This window comes from Zhongshania sp., from assembly GCF_041623545.1.
Lineage (GTDB): Bacteria > Pseudomonadota > Gammaproteobacteria > Pseudomonadales > Spongiibacteraceae > Spongiibacter.
Genome location: NZ_JBFJWS010000048.1, coordinates 1 through 15,868 on the forward strand (window position 1 = coordinate 1; position 15,868 = coordinate 15,868).

Sequence of the window (15,868 nt, forward strand, 5' to 3'; positions counted from 1 at the left end):
AGATTTAGGTATAGATGTGAATCAACGAAAGGAACCGCCAACTGCGCTTGTTAGTACGTGGGTTAATCTACTAATGTCGAGCGAAGATCGCGAGGTGAAGGATCGCGCATCCACAATGCTGTTAACTTATTTTGGCGATATGAAGGCTGTGTCTGACTTTGTAGAAAAACACCAAATTGAAATTAAGTACGACAGGCGGTGATGCGTTCCTAGGTGGGGCAAAAACTCGCCAAGAATTGCGGTGCCGGTGCCTGTGCCGCGCGAGCGCGGCTCCAGTTCTGTGGGCTTATCGCTTCCGAAGAATTAAGCTGCCAATTGAATAGCCCGCCCCGAAAGAGCAAATTACGCCAATATCACCTGCTGCTAAATCCTCATGGTGCTTAGCGAAAGCAATAATCGATCCTGCCGAAGCCGTATTTGCATACTCGTCAAGGACAATCGGCGCCTCTTCAAGCGTTGCGTCGCGGCCCAGTAAGCGTCTGCTGATCAGTAAATTCATATTGATATTGGCCTGATGTAGCCACCAGCGTTTTAATTCCGAGACCTGAATACCTTCACTCAGCAAATGGCTTTCGATGTGGTCTGCCGCCATGGGGCAAACTTCCTTAAATACCTTGCGGCCACTTTGGTGGAAAAGCTTGTCTGCGGAATAAGGGTCTTCATCCGTTGTGCGCGTTACATAGCCAAAGTTTGAGCGAATATTGTTAGAGTAGGATGTGACGCTTTTCGTGCTGAGGACATCAAAGGCGTGAGCGGATTGACAGGTCTCGCTACTTTCAACGACAACGGCGGTGCCCACATCGCCAAAAATAAAGTGTGAGTCTCTATCCATGTAGTTTACTTGGGGAGATGTGAGTTCTGGGTTAATGACCAGCACGCCTTTTGAGCTGCCAGCCTTAATAGCGTCAACGGCCCTCTCTAGGCCAAAGGTGGCCGCTGAGCAGGCGACTAACATGTCAAATCCAAACCCTTGGATCCCAAGTGCCCCTTGTACCTCGATGGCAATGGCGGGGTAGGCGCGTTGCGTATAGGCGCAGGATACAATGACCATATCAATATCTGCAGCAGTTTTATTTGCTGCGGTTAGTGCTGCTTTTGCTGCCGAAATGGCTATTTCCGCTTGATGGGATACTTGCTCGTCACCCCGTACTTCAAGGCGTGGCCGCATACGATTGATGTCTAGCGCGCCGTCTTTTGAGTATATGTAACGGCTTTTAATCCCAGATACTTTTTCAATAAATTCAGCACTCGATAGCGGTTTGGCTTCGAGCTCGCCGGCTTCGATGGCTTGCTGGTTGTCGCGATTAAAAAGCTCCGCCCAAGCGTTATAGCTTGTTACGAGTTCCTCGTTACTAATGCTATGGCTCGGAGTCCATAGTCCGACCCCGCTAATGACGACAGAGGAGTTCATTTGATGCTTCCTTATGTTCTTCATTTAAAATATAGGTGAAAGTGTGACCGACATAGGCAATACAGTCTAGATATTGAATTAATAAAAGCGAAATGCGACCACAAAATGCAGCTCGACGGGCGCTTCGTAGAGTAATGAGCTGAGGGCGGGATGAATTCCCGCGCGAGGCGGGAATTATTCGACATACCGCCGTTTTAACTGGGCACGTTTTTTGGGGCATAGGTCGAGCTCGCGCTCTAGGTAATCGTCAATCGAGCTGTAGCGCTCATCGATAGCAGCGAACGCCGCTGCCAAGTATTCTTGTCGAGTGGAGGTTAGGGTCGTAAAAAGCGCGAGATCGACATTCGGGTTATTTGCCGCGTATTTGTTAGTGAGATATTCAAGTTCGCCCGCCGGTGGGTAGTACTTTGCGGTGAGAAGATAATCTTCCATAATCACGTCACGGGGAACGTCCAGCGCCGATAGAATTAGCGCAGCGGCAAAGCCGGTGCGATCTTTACCTGCCGAGCAATGAAACAAAAAGCAGCCACTATCTACGCTAAGTAGTAGTTTGAACATTTGGCGGTAGCTATGACAGTGGTTTAGGGCCAGCTCTCGATTTAATTGCAGCATCCAGTTTGCCATTTGATTGGCGCCTATACTGCTAATATCAACAATATTCTGTTGGTTACCTGGGCTGATACTGATGTTGTGGATTTCCGCGGTCGATAGATTGCTGAGTTTCGTGATGTCTTGCTGGTATTCATTTGGATTGCGAAAGTCGCATATTATTTTAATTTCGAGATCGCTTAGTATCTGCTGGTCGCCGGTGCTAAGTCCTGATAGGCGTCCACCGCGTAGCAGTTTTTTCCAGCGGGTGGTGCCGCCATCGCGAGTTTTGTAGCCACCTAGGTCGCGAATATTAGGGGCGCCGTCTAGGGGGAGTCTGCGGTCATTTGCTGCTGTCTTATTTGCTGGCATGGGGGAGTGATCTAGGTTAGAGAAGGGCTATTTTAGACCGGTTTTTAGTGGGATAGCGATAGTTGATAGATGTTGTTCGTCACTGCTACTTCACATGTGAGGGGTTTCGTGTGTCATTGCCACTAGACATTTCACTGGCGACCTTTTATTCTCCCCTTCATTACAAAATCCAATAATAAGCTTGCGACAAACATTCCGATAATGGCCAGTGCGATCAACGTTCCTTAGAGTTTGTAAGTGGATATGCGCGTTGATGTTCTTAATGGAATTTAAAAAGGGAACCAATTTGAAGGAGATATTGTGCCAACTACAATAATAAGAAGAGCTTCGATGGGATTACGGCCTAGTACCAAGAAAATAATGGGGATGAATAGCCGCCACAGTGGTTTTACGTTGCAGCGAATGCTTGTGGTGTTAGCCGTGTCGCTCGCGTTAGGATTGATTGTTTTCTTATTGTGGAAAATGTTGCGCAACCCTCTCGAAACGGGTCTCCACGTTATTCGCCTAGAGCAAATCGATAGTGCTGCGAAAGCTGATGTTGAGCTGAATCAGCAAATTCTGCGAGCGCGTTTAGCCCTTGAATCGGGCGCCCGGGAGCTTGAATTGGCGCGAGATCGTTTTGACGTTGCGCAAAGCTCCTTGAGTAGCGGTCAAGCCGGTCTGAGTGATTTAAGCCGAGATATCAATCAGTCACTTCAGACCTATCGTCTTGAAGCTGGTGATAAACTGAGCTTACTAAATGATTACTCTGCCCGATTAGCGCGTTTAGCACAGCATTTTTCGGTTATGCGAGTGGCGGGTATCTCGGTGCTGAATGCACCCGTTGTGAATAATTCTGAATCACTGCGCAAGCGTGTCATGATGCTTCTGCAAGAGGCGACGGCATATAGCTTGCAGTCCGCTCCCGAGAACGCTTTTCTAATCGACAAGTTGAGTCGAGAGGTAAGTGACGCGGCGGAGCGCCTTGATAATGACTCGGCCCGGGGCGCCTTGCGCCACCTCCTTGAAACCGTTGATTTGTTGCGCAGTAGTCGCGACGAGCTACAGGAGTTAATCGGCCAGTTTGATGCGATAGAAACGGGGCCTGCATTACAGAATTTACAAATTGCCTATGAAAAGCATTTCCAAGGTTTGCAGGATACCGCTCGTCGTTATCGACAGACTCTTGCGGTATACGCGGTAGCATTGCTATTGGCCTTTGGCTTAATCGCAGTGCGCCTGCGCTCGAGCTTTTCTGCCTTGGATAATGCAAATAATGAACTGCAGAACACGAATAGTAATCTTGAGCAAATTGTTAGTAAGCGTACTCAAGCCCTGAGTAAAGCCTTGGACGATTTGAAGATGCAACAAGGGCAGCTAATTCAGTCAGAAAAAATGGCTTCTTTAGGTCAAATGGTAGCGGGTGTCGCTCATGAGATTAATACCCCATTAGGCTATGCGAGCAGCAATGTGGAGATTATTCGTGAGTCCATGCAGGGCATGGGGCAAGAGGTCGATGCTGAGAGTCTAGAAGAGTTTGATGTGCTTTTAGCTGACGTTGAGTACGGCCTGAATCAAATTTCCGAACTGGTAATGAGTCTAAAAGACTTTAGTCGGGTTGATCGCTCGCAATCACAGTTGTTTGATTTAAACGCGGGGATCGATACGGCGCTAAAAATATGCAATAACCAGCTCAAAGATGGTATTACTATTGAGCGAAACTTCGCTAAATTACCCGAAATTAGCTGTGCCCCATCGCAATTAAACCAAGTATTTCTTAATCTCATCAACAATGCCGCACAAGCAATGGATGGCCGAGGTTTGATTCAGATTACGACGCGCCAAGTCGATGATAATGTTGAAGTGGCTATTCGAGATAACGGCAGCGGCATGGATGAAGATACTCGCGCTCACATTTTTGAACCATTCTTTACTACCAAAGCTGTGGGTAAGGGGACTGGCTTAGGCCTGTCGATCGTGTTCCGTATTATTGAAGATCACGGTGGTACGATTGAGGTTGAGTCGGAGCTTGGTACGGGTACCGAGTTTGTGGTTCGACTTCCTATTAAGAAAGTTGGTAAAGCGGCAGATGTTTCACCTGCGAATGACGTAGTTCTGCTTGGAGAATAATAATGGATGAATTAGCAAGTATTGAAGTCGCGGAGTCTAAACCGCGAATACTGTTTGTGGATGATGAGCCGCGAATTCTGGTGGCACTTAAGGCTTTGTTTCGTAAAGATTACGATGTCGTAACAGCTAACTCGGGTGCTGCAGCGCTAGACATTCTGCGTGAGGGTGATGTCGACGTGGTGGTTAGCGACCAGCGTATGCCGGAAATGACCGGTGTCGAAGTATTGCGTTCAGCAAAAGATATTCGTCCTCGTGCTATCCGCGTATTACTGACGGGGTATTCCGATTTAAGTGCTATTTTGGCCGCGATTAACGACGGTGAAATTTTTCGTTTCATTAATAAACCGTGGTCAAACGTTGATTTGCGTCAAACCATTGCGGCGGCGGTCAAGGCCTCCGCAATTGAGCATGTGGAGTCGGCAGTTGAAGAAGACGTGAATGAGAAGGTTTACATTCCAGGTGTCGACGATGTCGGTACGCTGATTTTGGATGACGACGAGGGGACTCGCGATACTTTGCAGCGCGTGCTTGGTCGCGAGCGGGCAGTTTATTCAGCAAGAAACCTTGATGAAGGTCTTGAGCAGCTAGAGAAGCACAAAATTGGCGTCATCATTACCGAATTAGCCGTTGGTGGTGAGGCGGTGATAGATCTGCTTAGTGCACTTCGTCAGCACCACCCAAGCTTAGTTGCCATTGTTTTGACAGGGCAATCCGATGCTGAACAGGGGATTGATCTGATAAACCGTGGGCAAATATACCGCTTTTTAAGTAAGCCGATTAGTGAAGGTTTGCTACGTGGTAGTGTCAATTTGGCCATGCGTCGCTATGAAATATTACAAAAAAATCCGGCTCAAACATTGCGTATTGCCGCTGAGGCCGCACCGCCGCCAGCAAATGATTCTCGTGGAGTATTTAAGCGAATCGGGCGTTTGTTTGGTTTGACAGCATAGCTGCATAAAGGCGGAGGTTGAATTGTGAGTGAAATGATGGATGCAGTGGCATCGCCCAGAAAAACCGGGTTTGGGCAGTCAGCGGAATCAGTTATTGCGATTTCTTTGTTGGGTGTATGTGCGGCAGCAGGTTTAGCGGCCTTTCTATCGTCTGGTGGTGAGCAGAGCTCGACGCGAACTTCCGCCAGCGAGGCGGCGACATTTGAACTGTCTGCCGCTCAAAATGGTGAAGCGCTGCAATCCGAAGAGCAGGCAGTTTTAGCGGAATGGCAGAGGCGCCTAGACGGTGAGTTTAGTCAGCATGAGCAAAGTAAGCTTCAACAGCAGCAATTGGCCACATTGCAAGAGCAGTCTGCGGCATTAGCCATTGCACAAGCTGCGGCAGAGGCGGCTGCGCGAGCTGCCGAGGCCGCTGAGGCACGAGCTAAGAATGCAGAGAAGGAGCGGCAGAAAGCTATCGCCTCAGTGCGTGAGCGTTCTACGCCAGTACCAAGTAGTGTGCTGCCTGACGTAAAGGCGCCAGCAAAGCCAGAGGCTAAACCGGTTGTGGCAAGTCGCCGTCCGGCGGCAATAGACTGGGATAGCTGCGCTAGACCCCAATATCCCGATGAATCGGTGCGACTCGGTCAGCAGGGCACCGTAACCATGGAGTTTTCATTGGATGCATTGGGTGCCGTTCAAGATGGTCGCATAGTTGAATCCAGTGGTACTCGGCGCCTTGACTACCGCGCCTTGTCGGCTTTATCAAAGTGTCAATTTGAGCCGGAGCTAGTGAATGGAAAGGCGGTAGAATCATTAACTCAGCTTCGCTTTACTTGGAAGTTAACTCGCTAAAGGAAAAGAGTCATTCACGTTGGTGAATGACTCTTTGTTCAGTTCAGGCCATTGCTAAAGTGGCTTCCTTATTCCTCCTCGGCCTGAAATTCTTCATGCTGTTTTGCGCCGACCTCTTTCTCGGTAATTTCTGGGCCCTTGTCCTTTAGCCTGTATGCAAAAGCAATAATTTCGGCAACGGCAATATAAAGTTCCCGCGGTATTTCTGTGTCTAATTCTACTTGGCTCAGCAGTTGTATGAGCTGCTGATTGCGATATATGGGTATGTCGTGTTCGGTGGCAATGGACAATATTTGCCTAGCGAGTTCGCCTTCACCCTTAGCGCTAACGATGGGTGCATTTTTGCCGTCGTAATGCAGTGATACGGCGATTTCACCCGGCGCCTTGCTCATGCTTGGTCGTCCAGTAGTGAGTGACTGCTCAGCGGCGAGCTGGCGGCGGGGCCAATTCCTGTGTGGGTTACAATTTCTGTATCAATAATCCCCTGTTCTTCAAGTCGTTGGTTGAGTTCATGCTGGCGCTGCTCGATCAGTGCGCGCGTGGCTTGGGTTTCAGTGTTAAAGGTAATTGCGAGTTGCTTGCCTTGCTGAATGACCTTGGTATTTATTGGGCCTAAGCCCGGTAGGTCAAAATTTAAATTGATCTGCCAACGGCGTTGATATTGGTCTTCGTCACTTGCGTTGTCTGTTGGGTGCTCTTGGTCCTCGGAGGTACGCTGCCATTGTAATTGCATTTGCCATACGTCGATGCCGTCATCGTTGCGCACTGGTATTTCAATTAGATATTGGCTTTGTAAGGGGTCTTTTTGTTGTAAGTGGAGCAGCTGATGAGACTCCAAACGTGCGATTGCGCCGCGGCTATCCTGCAGTAATTGTTTGATTACCGCCTCTTGGCTGAGCTTTTGCTCTGGTAGCTCTGCTGCTATTCGCGGTTGCGAGCGCAACACGCCGGGTAGGTCGCTACTCGGGGCGGGCTTGCCGTAGTTGGTGCTGACAGGGTTTAAGCCATCCTTCGCTGCGGTAGGTGGCTGGCTGAGATTAGGCAGGCTGTTTGTTGATGGCGGCATTTCGGCTTTTGCGCCGGCTGTGCGCGCCAAACCACTATAGTCCTGGCTCAGTTTACTCGCTTTACTGGGGTCGGTCTGGGTGCTTGCCGCATTACTTTGGCGCAAGTTTTCTAGTTGCTGCGCAAGTCTTAGGAGCGCGCTTTTTAAGTCATTGGCCGGTGCTATACCTGCAGCGAGTTGCGCCTCCATAAAAAAGCCGCTGGAAAGTATGGCCGCGCGGAGGCCTGCGGGGTCGGACAATTGCTGTCGGGAGGGGAGGGCGTTAACGAGTGCGCTACTCAATTTGTTTAGTGTCGAGTCATTCGCTTTGTTAAGTAAAGGGGTGATATTGGCCAGCAGCTGATTAATGCCCTGTTGTTGGGGAAGCATGGCTTTTAGTAAGGGGCTGATTGCGCCGGCGCTGGTATTAATAACTTGGAGTGTTGGGCGTTGCTGAGCATCTTTGCCGGTGACTTGTAATAATAGCTGCTCACCGCGGCGTAGTGCCGTTTGGCTTTCTGCCATTAATCTGAGGTTGCCCGAAGCTAGCTCGTAGAGATGCTCGGCGCGTTGCCCCATAACGACCGCATTCAGGACTCTGTCCGTTGGCAGTACCGGGGCAGGCCCAGCAGGCCGATTAAATGCCGCAGGCTGCGTGGCGTTGCTTGGATTGATAATGACCATAAGTAGTTCTTTTGCTTAAGGCTCTGTGTACTCCATATTAGCGGCATTTTGCCGCTAAGCTTGAATTTTAATATATCGTGTGCGATATAGTTGTGAGCGATCTAATTTCCTGCTTTAATATATCGGCATCTTAATGGCGTGTTTTATGAGCCAAATAGGTTTAACTAGGAGAAAGCAATGACGACACTATACGACTTCGAAATTAATAGTTTGCAAGGTAAAGAGCTGGATTTGACAGCCTACAAGGGTAAAGTTGTCTTAGTTGTGAATACCGCGAGTAAATGTGGTTTAACGCCCCAGTATGAGGGCTTGCAAGCGTTATATGAGAAATACCAAGAGCGGGGCCTAGTGATTTTGGGTGCTCCCTGCAATCAATTTGCTAATCAGGAGCCGGGCGACGCTGGCACTATTGAAGGCAGTTGCCTTATCAATTACGGGGTAAGCTTTCCTATTACTGAAAAAATTGATGTGAATGGCAAAAATGCTCACCCCTTATTTGCCTACTTGAAAAAGGCTGCACCGGGAACGTTAAGTAACGCCGTTAAGTGGAATTTCACTAAGTTTCTGGTTGGTAAAGACGGTGTTGCTATTAAACGCTTTGCACCCACTACGAAGCCGGAAAGTATTGCGGCAGATATCGAGGCTGCCCTCGCTGCATGAGTGCTGACGTGATCACGGCACCGGCAAAGCTTGCGCAGTTGCAGCTGGAAAATCAGTTATGTTTTCCTTTGTATGCAAGCTCGCGGTTAATTACTCGGCTTTATCAAGAGCAATTGACACCACTTGGGCTAACGTATCCGCAATATATTGTGATGATGATATTGTGGGAACATGCGCCGTGCTCAATAAAGGTGGTTGGCGATAAGGCTTTGCTCAATACGAATACCCTAACGCCTTTATTGAAGCGCTTGGAGACACAGGGCTACCTCCATCGGCGGCGGGCGGACAAGGATGAGCGAATTGTACAGATTCATCTTAGTGCCGCCGGTGTGGCGCTTCAGCAGCGCTGTAGCGAAATTCCTGGGCAGTTGTTAGCTCAGCTAGGGGTGGAACCGGAGTTGCTGTTGGGCTTAAAAAAGCTGCTAGATGATCTTTTGCCCGCGCTGTGTCGGAGCGTAGAAGACTAAGTGAATTTGGCGCATTTTAGGCATAAAAAAACGGGCTCCTAGGAGCCCGTTTCGCTGTGTAGCATTAATTCGCTTAGCTAAACGCTTTAATGATATTGCCCAGCATTTCTTTGGCGTCACCAAACAGCATCCGCGTGTTCTCTTTAAAGAACAGGGGGTTGTCGATACCAGCAAAGCCTGACGCCATAGAGCGTTTCATAACAAACACGTTGCGCGCCATGTCGACGTTAATGACTGGCATGCCGTAAATAGGGCTGCCTTCCATTTCGCGAGCCGCAGGGTTAACTACGTCGTTAGCGCCGATAACAATTGCGACGTCGAAGGTTTCCATGCGGGGGTTGACGGCGTCCATTTCCAATAACAGGTCATAGGATACGTCGGCTTCAGCAAGAAGAACGTTCATATGGCCAGGCATACGACCGGCAACTGGGTGAATGGCGTAGACCACTTCTGCGCCGTTTTGCTCCAGCAGTTCTTGGAGCTCTTTCACTACGTGCTGAGCCTGTGCAACTGCCATACCGTATCCGGGTACAATCACGACGCTCGCTGCGGCTTCAAGAACGTAGTACGCATCGTCGGCGGTCATTGATTTGACTTCGCCTTCGATTTTAGCGGCTGCGCCACCTGCAGACACCGCTGAGAAGCCACTGAACAAGACGTTGCTGAGCGAGCGGTTCATTGCCTTACACATAATCTGGGTAAGGATGATGCCGCTTGCGCCAACAAGGGCGCCGGCCACGATCAAGATGATGTTGTTAATAGCGATACCAGCGGCACAGGCGGCAAGGCCGGAGTAGCTGTTTAGCAGAGAGATAACAACTGGCATATCGGCACCGCCGATAGGAATAACCAGCATGATACCCAGCAGCAGTGCAAGGCCAATAACAATATAGAGGAAGATGCCTGATTCAGGATTTAGGGTGAACATCACTGACGAGATAACGATGGCGAGAATCAGCAGGATATTGAATACCCGCTGACCGCCAAATACTAAGGGCTTGCCAGAGATGCGCTCGCTAAGTTTGCCCCATGCCACCATGCTTCCTGAGAAAGTCACGCCGCCAATCAATATTGACAGAATAATGGTGATTAGCTGAAATGCGCTAGCATCCATACCGTAAAGGGCGGCCCAGCCAACGAATAAGCTGGCGATGCCACCAAAGCCGTTAAATAAGGCGACCATTTCTGGCATGCCGGTCATTTCAACGCTGCGGGCAACCATGGCCCCGATCGCACCACCCACGATGATGCCAGCAATTATCCACTTGTAGTCAATAATGCTCTGGTCTAGCAGGGTAACAACAACAGCGATAAACATACCTACTGCTGAGACGAGGTTACCTTTGCGCGCGGTCGCTGGTGAACCCAGCATTTTTAAACCAAAAATAAACAGGACGGCAGCTGCCACATAGGACAGATTGACGAGTAATTCGATACCCATTACTTAGCGCTCCCTTTTTTCTTGAACATGGCTAGCATGCGGTCGGTAACCATATAACCACCGATCACATTGATGGTTGCCATTGCCACAGCGATAGTGCCAAGAACAGTAGCGAGGCCAGAATGCTCAGCACCTGCTGAGGTTAAGGCGCCAACTAAGGTAATGCCGGAGATTGCGTTAGAACCTGACATCAGCGGAGTGTGTAGGGTCGCGGGGACTTTATTGATCAGCTCAAAGCCTAAAAATATAGACAGCATTAAGATGAAAGCTAGATAAACTGCTATTTCCATCATCTTCTCCTAGTTAATCAGTTTTTGAATGGTTTCGTTAACGATCTCGCCGCCGTGCGTAATTACGCAGCCCTGCAGAATATCGTTTTCCATGTCGATAACCATTTTCTTGTCATCGCCGTTCCAGCCTTCATCAACGAGGTTGAAGAGGTTGGCAGAGTACATTTGGCTTGCGTCACGGCAGACAAAATTAGACCAATTGCCATCGCCGATAATAGTCACGCCATCTACGACCACGGTTTTTCCGGCTACCGAGCCTTCAACGTTGCCGCCGCTTTCAGCCGCCATGTCGACAATGACCGAGCCGGGCTTCATACCCTTGATCATATCGCTGGTGACCAATACAGGTGGTTTGCGACCAAATAATTGTGCGGTGGTGATGACGATGTCAGATTCCGCAATTTGCTTCTTCTGGCCTTCGAGCTGCAGCTTCAACTGCTCGTCAGTCAATGCAAGGGCATAGCCATCTTTGGTTTGGCCGGTTTCGCCAAGGTCGATCTCTAGGAACTTGCCACCCAGTGAGCGCACTTGCTCGGCGACCACGGTGCGGGTATCAAAGGCGACAACCTTGGAGCCGAGCCGTTTTGCGGTAGCGATGGCCTGCAGGCCAGCAACGCCGGCGCCAATGATGAATGTCGTCGACGGCTTTAATGTACCGGCTGGGGTCATCATCATTGGCAGAATGCGTGGTAGTTTAGTGGTGGCAAGTAAGACCATCACATAGCCTGCCAAGCTCGCCTGTGAGCTCAAGGCATCCATCTTCTGGGAGCGCGTGCTGCGTGGAATCATCTCCATGCTTATTGCACTAACACCTTGGTCGCGGAAGGCTTTGATCAGATCGTGTTCGTTAAAGGGATCTAAATAGCTAATATGGATGCAGCCAGCTTTCATTTTGCTGATTTCATCTATGCTAGGTTTACTGATCCGCAGAATAATTTCTGCTGAAGCGAGAATCTCGTTACGATCGCTGCTCACAGTGGCTCCAGCGTCGACGTATTCTTGATCGCTAAAGCCGCTGCCTAAGCCAAGGCCAGCTTCAACTTGCAGTGTCGCACCGGCCCTGACGAGCTTTTTGGCATCTGCCGGAATGATCGCTACCCGGTTTTCACCGGCGGCGAGTTCTTTTGGGATTCCTATAAGCATCTTTGTAGATCCATTGTGGTTAACAATTTTGTTATCGGGTAAACGGCGTAGAATATTACATGTGGCAGAAATATGCGATAAATGTGTGCGTAATATACCTATGTAATGCCGATAAAAACCCGCATAAGCTGCAGTGATGGCGCCATGTTTAATATTGATGGTGTGAGGCAAGGGGCCCCGGCAGCGCTTGCTTGTACTCAACGACTGCTGAATATATATTTTGGCATAATTAGTGCCAATAAACCAGCGGCCGCGACAATGCAGTCTTCTCTCATAAATAGTAGCGGTCAGCTGCATAGATCACGCCGAATACCTTGAGTGATCTAGGGAGGAATTTGGCGATAAATAGCTTTAAGTGCTAATACTTATGGTGGCATCGTCAATGGGGTGACTAAACTGATCGGCGCGATAGTTTGACTCAGTGTAGATAATTCAAGTCATGGGAATAGGTGTGCCAGGATGGTTGTAAGCAAAATCAATAATAGCGATTTAATGAACTGGCTGGCGAATGTTTAAACGCCATGTTTTAGAGGTAGTGCTGGCAGCAGTATTGTATTTAGTTGCTGGTAAGCTTGCCTTATTGCTGGCCATTCCTCCAGGTTACGCAACCGCTATTTGGCCTGCTGCGGGCATTGCACTGGCGCTATTATTAATCAAGGGTTATCACCTGTGGCCGGGCGTCTTGCTCGGGTCTTTTCTTGTAAATGTTGATGTCACTGGCTTTCAGGGTCAGCGGTGGGCAGATTTTTACCCCACGTTGTGGTTGCCATTTGTTATCAGTGTTGGAGCAAGTGTACAGGCTGTTGTCGGTGTCTGGCTGCTGCGGCGCTTTGTTACGTATCCCTGCGAGCTGGATACTGTTCGTTCTGTGTGGTGCTTTATTTTTTATGTCTGCGGTGTTGGCAGCATGATTGCCGCAACTGTTGGCACGACAGCGCTTTGGCTGGGTGGGGATCTCGCTTCGGAGAACTATTGGTTCAATTGGTTCACCTGGTGGGTTGGTGACGGCCTCGGGATAATGATATTTACGACGCTATTGTTGGTGTTTTACGGTGAGCCGCGGGAGGTTTGGCTAAGTCGGCGTAAGATATTGCCAGCGGTGTTGCTTGGCGCGACGTTTATTATTGTCAGTTTATATGTCACTGCAAGTCGTTGGGAGCTGAGTCGGCAGCAGGCTGACTTTAGCGGGCGCAGTGAGCAAATTTTTCAGCGTGCGCAGTCATTAATGAATGCCCATTTAGCCACCTTGTATTCAGTGCAAGGCTTGTTTGCGGCGTCTACCGAAGTCACTCGGGAGGATTTTCGGGTGTTTGCAGAGGGGGTTCTGGCGCGAAACCCGGGGTTTCAGGCCTTGGCGTGGAATGTTCGTGTCAGTGCGAGCGAGCGGCAGTTAATTGAATCCCAAATGAGCGCGGAACGCCAAGCGCCGGTGTTCGTGACGCGTAGGGCGGACAATGGCGAGTTGGTACTGCAATCTAACGAGACCGATTATGTTGTTATTCGCTACATAGAGCCTTTGCAAGAAAATTTGGCCGCATTGGGTTATGACATAGCGTCGGCCGACTTGCCGCGCAAGGCGCTGCTGCGGGCTAATGCAATTAATTCGCCCGCGGTGACAGACCCTATTCGTTTAGTACAAGAGAGTGGAGATCAATTGGGGCTTGTTATCTACTTACCCGTATCGAATCATGGGGTAGACGAATCGCCCGTTTTATTGGGTTATGTGTCTGGCGTGTTTCGGGTTGAGGATTTGATGGGCTTGCTGTTACCGAATATTTTGCAGGGTGTGTCGGTTTCGGTATCTTCCCCTGCCGGTAAATTACTGTATCGCAGCGATGACCGAGTGTTATCGGATCGCGACGCGTTGTTTGGTGAGCGCCGGACTTTGCAGGTAGCTGATCAACAGTGGCAATTCCGCACCGACGCAAATCAGGTGTTTCTGGTCGGGACTCGGTCAATTGTGCCGTGGGTAATGTTAGCGGTTGGTTTAATGTTTACAGGTCTATTGGGGATGACTTTTTTGGTGCTTACAGGCCAAAAGCATCGCTCCGACACGGCTAGTGAAGAGCTCAAGCTTATGCTCGGACAATTGCAGGAAACTCAGGAACATTTGGTTGAGGCTGAAAAAATGGCCTCACTTGGTGGTTTAGTCGCGGGATTTGCGCACGAATTGAATACACCGCTCGGTATTGCTATAACCGCTGGATCGACCCTCGATTCAGATTTGCGGCGCTTGAATGAAATGCAAGGCAAGTGGGGTGAGGCGTCCGTCGAACTTGGGGATTTACTGCAGCGTCTGCAGGACGCGTCGCGTATCGTTTTGGCTAATATACAGCGCGCGGGGGGCTTAATAAGTAGCTTCAAACAGGTGTCAGTTGATCAGGCAACAGCCGAAACCCGAGAAATTAATCTGCATGAGTATTTAAACGATGTATTTGTGCACTTGTCGCCAAGTTACCGGCGTAGCGGTCATGAAGTGGTATTGTCCTGCCCAAAAACGATTTCCATGCGCACAGTACCGGGTGGCTTGGCCCAGGTAATTATTAATTTATTAAATAATAGCCTAATTCACGCGTTCCCCGAGGGCGAGCACGGCCGCATCGAATTGCGTGTTGTGCAGCATCAGTCCACCATAAATTTGGTGTTTAGTGATAATGGCGTGGGAATGGCGACAGATCAAACCAAGAAAATTTTTGAGCCATTTTTTACCACTCGGCGGGGTTCCGGCGGCACCGGTTTGGGCTTGCACCTGGTTTATAATATCGTTCGGCAGCAATTGCAGGGACATATTAAAGTAAGTACTCAGCCGGGCCGAGGAATGCGTTTTGATATTGAGCTGCCGTTGGCGATAAATAAGTTTGTTGCCACCGACGGCGCGGCTTAATTTGCTCGGGAGCGCGGCGGGCTAAGTCCTTTAAGTACTAAATCCATCGAGGCGGCAACGTCGTCAGGGCTAATGCCTGGGGGAGGCGTACTGAGGTGGTGGTGGAATAGCCCGATAATATGCGCGCGAATATGATTGGCAATACATGCGGAGGGCAGTTCGGTGGTGACCAAGCCGGCTTTCTGGGCATGTTCAATAAATGTATTGATATGCGCGAAGCTGAGTTGTCTGTTGTGCTCTATGCGGGCATTAACCGCTTCGGTCTCATCGCTTAGTGAATAGCGCAGAATAAACCGTGTGATTTGTGCCGCGGCAGGTGTGTGGTAGGTTCGCGTAAAGGCGTCGACAACCACTTTTTTTAAAGTGTCTAGCGCGAGGGTGTCGGTCGCGTTCATATTGTTTAGTGCTGCCATTGCCGCTTCTGTGGGCGCGCTAACGCGGTCGATCATCGCCGCTATTAGTGATGCTTTATCAGCGAAATGCCAATAAATGGCGCCACGTGTTACTCCCGCTGACGCGGCAATGTCATCTAATTTTGTGCGGCTAATACCTTGCTTGGCGAAGAGGTCGGCGGCAGCGTCGAGTATTGCGCAGCGGGTGATTTCGGCGTCGGCCTTGGAGCGTCTCATAGTATTCCGTGCATCAGGTTTTAACATAAGCACTTTACATACATACGCGTATGTATGTAAAGTGCTTGAATTATGGGATAGCTCCGTCAGAGGTTGCAGATGGTATTTGGTAAACAGTTCACCCCGCGCTTTTTCTCGCAGGCGATTTGCTTTTTAATCCTTGCTACATTGATAAGTGCCTGCGATAAAAAACAACAAGCGACGCCAGAGCGTCCAGCCATTGCGGTGAACGTGTTAAAAGTAGATGCGCGTGCTGTTCCTATTGGCGGCTTATATCCTGGTCGCGCAATGGGCTCAAAGGAGGTTCAAATTAGAGCGCGGGTCGAAGGTATTTTACTGCGCAGAACTTATACTGAAGGAC

General features: G+C 49.6%; 15 protein-coding genes and 1 pseudogene. 8 read left to right on the forward strand and 8 right to left on the reverse strand.

Annotated features, from left to right (window positions below; translation table 11 throughout):
- Nucleotides 1-202 (forward strand): hypothetical protein (locus tag ABYT30_RS07380; protein ID WP_373095801.1); only part of this gene is annotated, 202 nt, incomplete at its 5' end.
- Between the two features lie 84 nt (nucleotides 203-286).
- On the opposite strand, the gene ABYT30_RS07385 is transcribed toward ABYT30_RS07380, so the two are convergent.
- Both ABYT30_RS07385 and ABYT30_RS07390 read right to left on the reverse strand, forming a co-directional pair.
- Nucleotides 287-1,411 (reverse strand): beta-ketoacyl-ACP synthase III, encoded by a 1,125-nt coding sequence (locus tag ABYT30_RS07385; RefSeq protein ID WP_373095802.1) that lies wholly within the window; start codon nucleotides 1,409-1,411, stop codon nucleotides 287-289.
- Between the two features lie 174 nt (nucleotides 1,412-1,585).
- The gene (locus ABYT30_RS07390; protein ID WP_373082481.1) at nucleotides 1,586-2,371 is read right to left on the reverse strand and encodes a tyrosine-protein phosphatase; all 786 of its coding nucleotides are present in this window, start codon (nucleotides 2,369-2,371) and stop codon (nucleotides 1,586-1,588) included.
- A 330-nt stretch (nucleotides 2,372-2,701) separates the two neighbouring features.
- Here ABYT30_RS07390 and ABYT30_RS07395 point away from each other — a divergent pair, with 330 nt between their 5' ends.
- From ABYT30_RS07395 to ABYT30_RS07405, 3 genes are read left to right on the forward strand one after another with little or no spacing between them, the layout of a single operon-like run.
- A complete protein-coding gene (locus ABYT30_RS07395) occupies nucleotides 2,702-4,480 on the forward strand; it encodes an ATP-binding protein (RefSeq protein ID WP_373082484.1) in 1,779 nt (592 codons plus the stop codon).
- A gap of 2 nt (nucleotides 4,481-4,482) precedes the next feature.
- Nucleotides 4,483-5,430 (forward strand): response regulator, encoded by a 948-nt coding sequence (locus ABYT30_RS07400; RefSeq protein ID WP_373082485.1) that lies wholly within the window; start codon nucleotides 4,483-4,485, stop codon nucleotides 5,428-5,430.
- A gap of 33 nt (nucleotides 5,431-5,463) precedes the next feature.
- Entirely contained in the window at nucleotides 5,464-6,264 is an 801-nt protein-coding gene (locus ABYT30_RS07405) for an energy transducer TonB (protein WP_373082497.1), read from the forward strand.
- A gap of 68 nt (nucleotides 6,265-6,332) precedes the next feature.
- Here ABYT30_RS07405 and ABYT30_RS07410 read toward each other — a convergent pair whose 3' ends face one another.
- Nucleotides 6,333-6,656 carry an EscU/YscU/HrcU family type III secretion system export apparatus switch protein gene (locus tag ABYT30_RS07410; protein ID WP_373082487.1) on the reverse strand — a complete coding sequence of 108 codons (324 nt, stop codon included), beginning with the start codon at nucleotides 6,654-6,656 and terminating at the stop codon, nucleotides 6,333-6,335.
- On the reverse strand, nucleotides 6,653-7,993 hold the full coding sequence (locus ABYT30_RS07415) for a flagellar hook-length control protein FliK (RefSeq protein WP_373095804.1): 1,341 nt from the start codon (nucleotides 7,991-7,993) through the stop codon (nucleotides 6,653-6,655). Before ABYT30_RS07415 ends, ABYT30_RS07410 begins: the two co-directional genes overlap by 4 nt.
- Before the next feature lie 177 nt (nucleotides 7,994-8,170).
- Between ABYT30_RS07415 and ABYT30_RS07420 the strand changes: the two genes are divergently transcribed.
- Together ABYT30_RS07420 and ABYT30_RS07425 are read left to right on the forward strand one after the other, a co-directional pair.
- Entirely contained in the window at nucleotides 8,171-8,653 is a 483-nt protein-coding gene (locus ABYT30_RS07420; RefSeq protein ID WP_373082492.1) for a glutathione peroxidase, read from the forward strand.
- Nucleotides 8,650-9,120, forward strand: a complete 471-nt coding sequence (locus ABYT30_RS07425; RefSeq protein WP_373082493.1) for a MarR family winged helix-turn-helix transcriptional regulator — start codon at nucleotides 8,650-8,652, stop codon at nucleotides 9,118-9,120. The genes ABYT30_RS07420 and ABYT30_RS07425 overlap by 4 nt, the downstream gene beginning before the upstream one ends.
- A 73-nt stretch (nucleotides 9,121-9,193) precedes the next feature.
- On the opposite strand, the gene ABYT30_RS07430 is transcribed toward ABYT30_RS07425, so the two are convergent.
- From ABYT30_RS07430 to ABYT30_RS07440, 3 genes are read right to left on the reverse strand one after another with little or no spacing between them, the layout of a single operon-like run.
- A complete protein-coding gene (locus ABYT30_RS07430; protein ID WP_373082495.1) occupies nucleotides 9,194-10,561 on the reverse strand; it encodes an NAD(P)(+) transhydrogenase (Re/Si-specific) subunit beta in 1,368 nt (455 codons plus the stop codon).
- Nucleotides 10,561-10,851 carry an NAD(P) transhydrogenase subunit alpha gene (locus ABYT30_RS07435; protein WP_373082499.1) on the reverse strand — a complete coding sequence of 97 codons (291 nt, stop codon included), beginning with the start codon at nucleotides 10,849-10,851 and terminating at the stop codon, nucleotides 10,561-10,563. The genes ABYT30_RS07430 and ABYT30_RS07435 overlap by 1 nt, the downstream gene beginning before the upstream one ends.
- A gap of 9 nt (nucleotides 10,852-10,860) precedes the next feature.
- A complete protein-coding gene (locus ABYT30_RS07440; RefSeq protein ID WP_373084016.1) occupies nucleotides 10,861-11,994 on the reverse strand; it encodes an NAD(P) transhydrogenase subunit alpha in 1,134 nt (377 codons plus the stop codon).
- Between the two features lie 508 nt (nucleotides 11,995-12,502).
- Here ABYT30_RS07440 and ABYT30_RS07445 point away from each other — a divergent pair.
- The gene (locus tag ABYT30_RS07445; protein WP_373095806.1) at nucleotides 12,503-14,878 is read left to right on the forward strand and encodes a CHASE domain-containing protein; all 2,376 of its coding nucleotides are present in this window, start codon (nucleotides 12,503-12,505) and stop codon (nucleotides 14,876-14,878) included.
- On the opposite strand, the gene ABYT30_RS07450 is transcribed toward ABYT30_RS07445, so the two are convergent.
- Nucleotides 14,875-15,507: a TetR family transcriptional regulator gene (locus tag ABYT30_RS07450; RefSeq protein WP_373095808.1), complete on the reverse strand. Its 633-nt coding sequence runs from the start codon at nucleotides 15,505-15,507 to the stop codon at nucleotides 14,875-14,877. The genes ABYT30_RS07445 and ABYT30_RS07450 overlap by 4 nt on opposite strands.
- A 99-nt stretch (nucleotides 15,508-15,606) precedes the next feature.
- Between ABYT30_RS07450 and ABYT30_RS07455 the strand changes: the two are divergent.
- A pseudogene (locus ABYT30_RS07455) lies at nucleotides 15,607-15,868 on the forward strand (hypothetical protein); the annotation flags it as partial.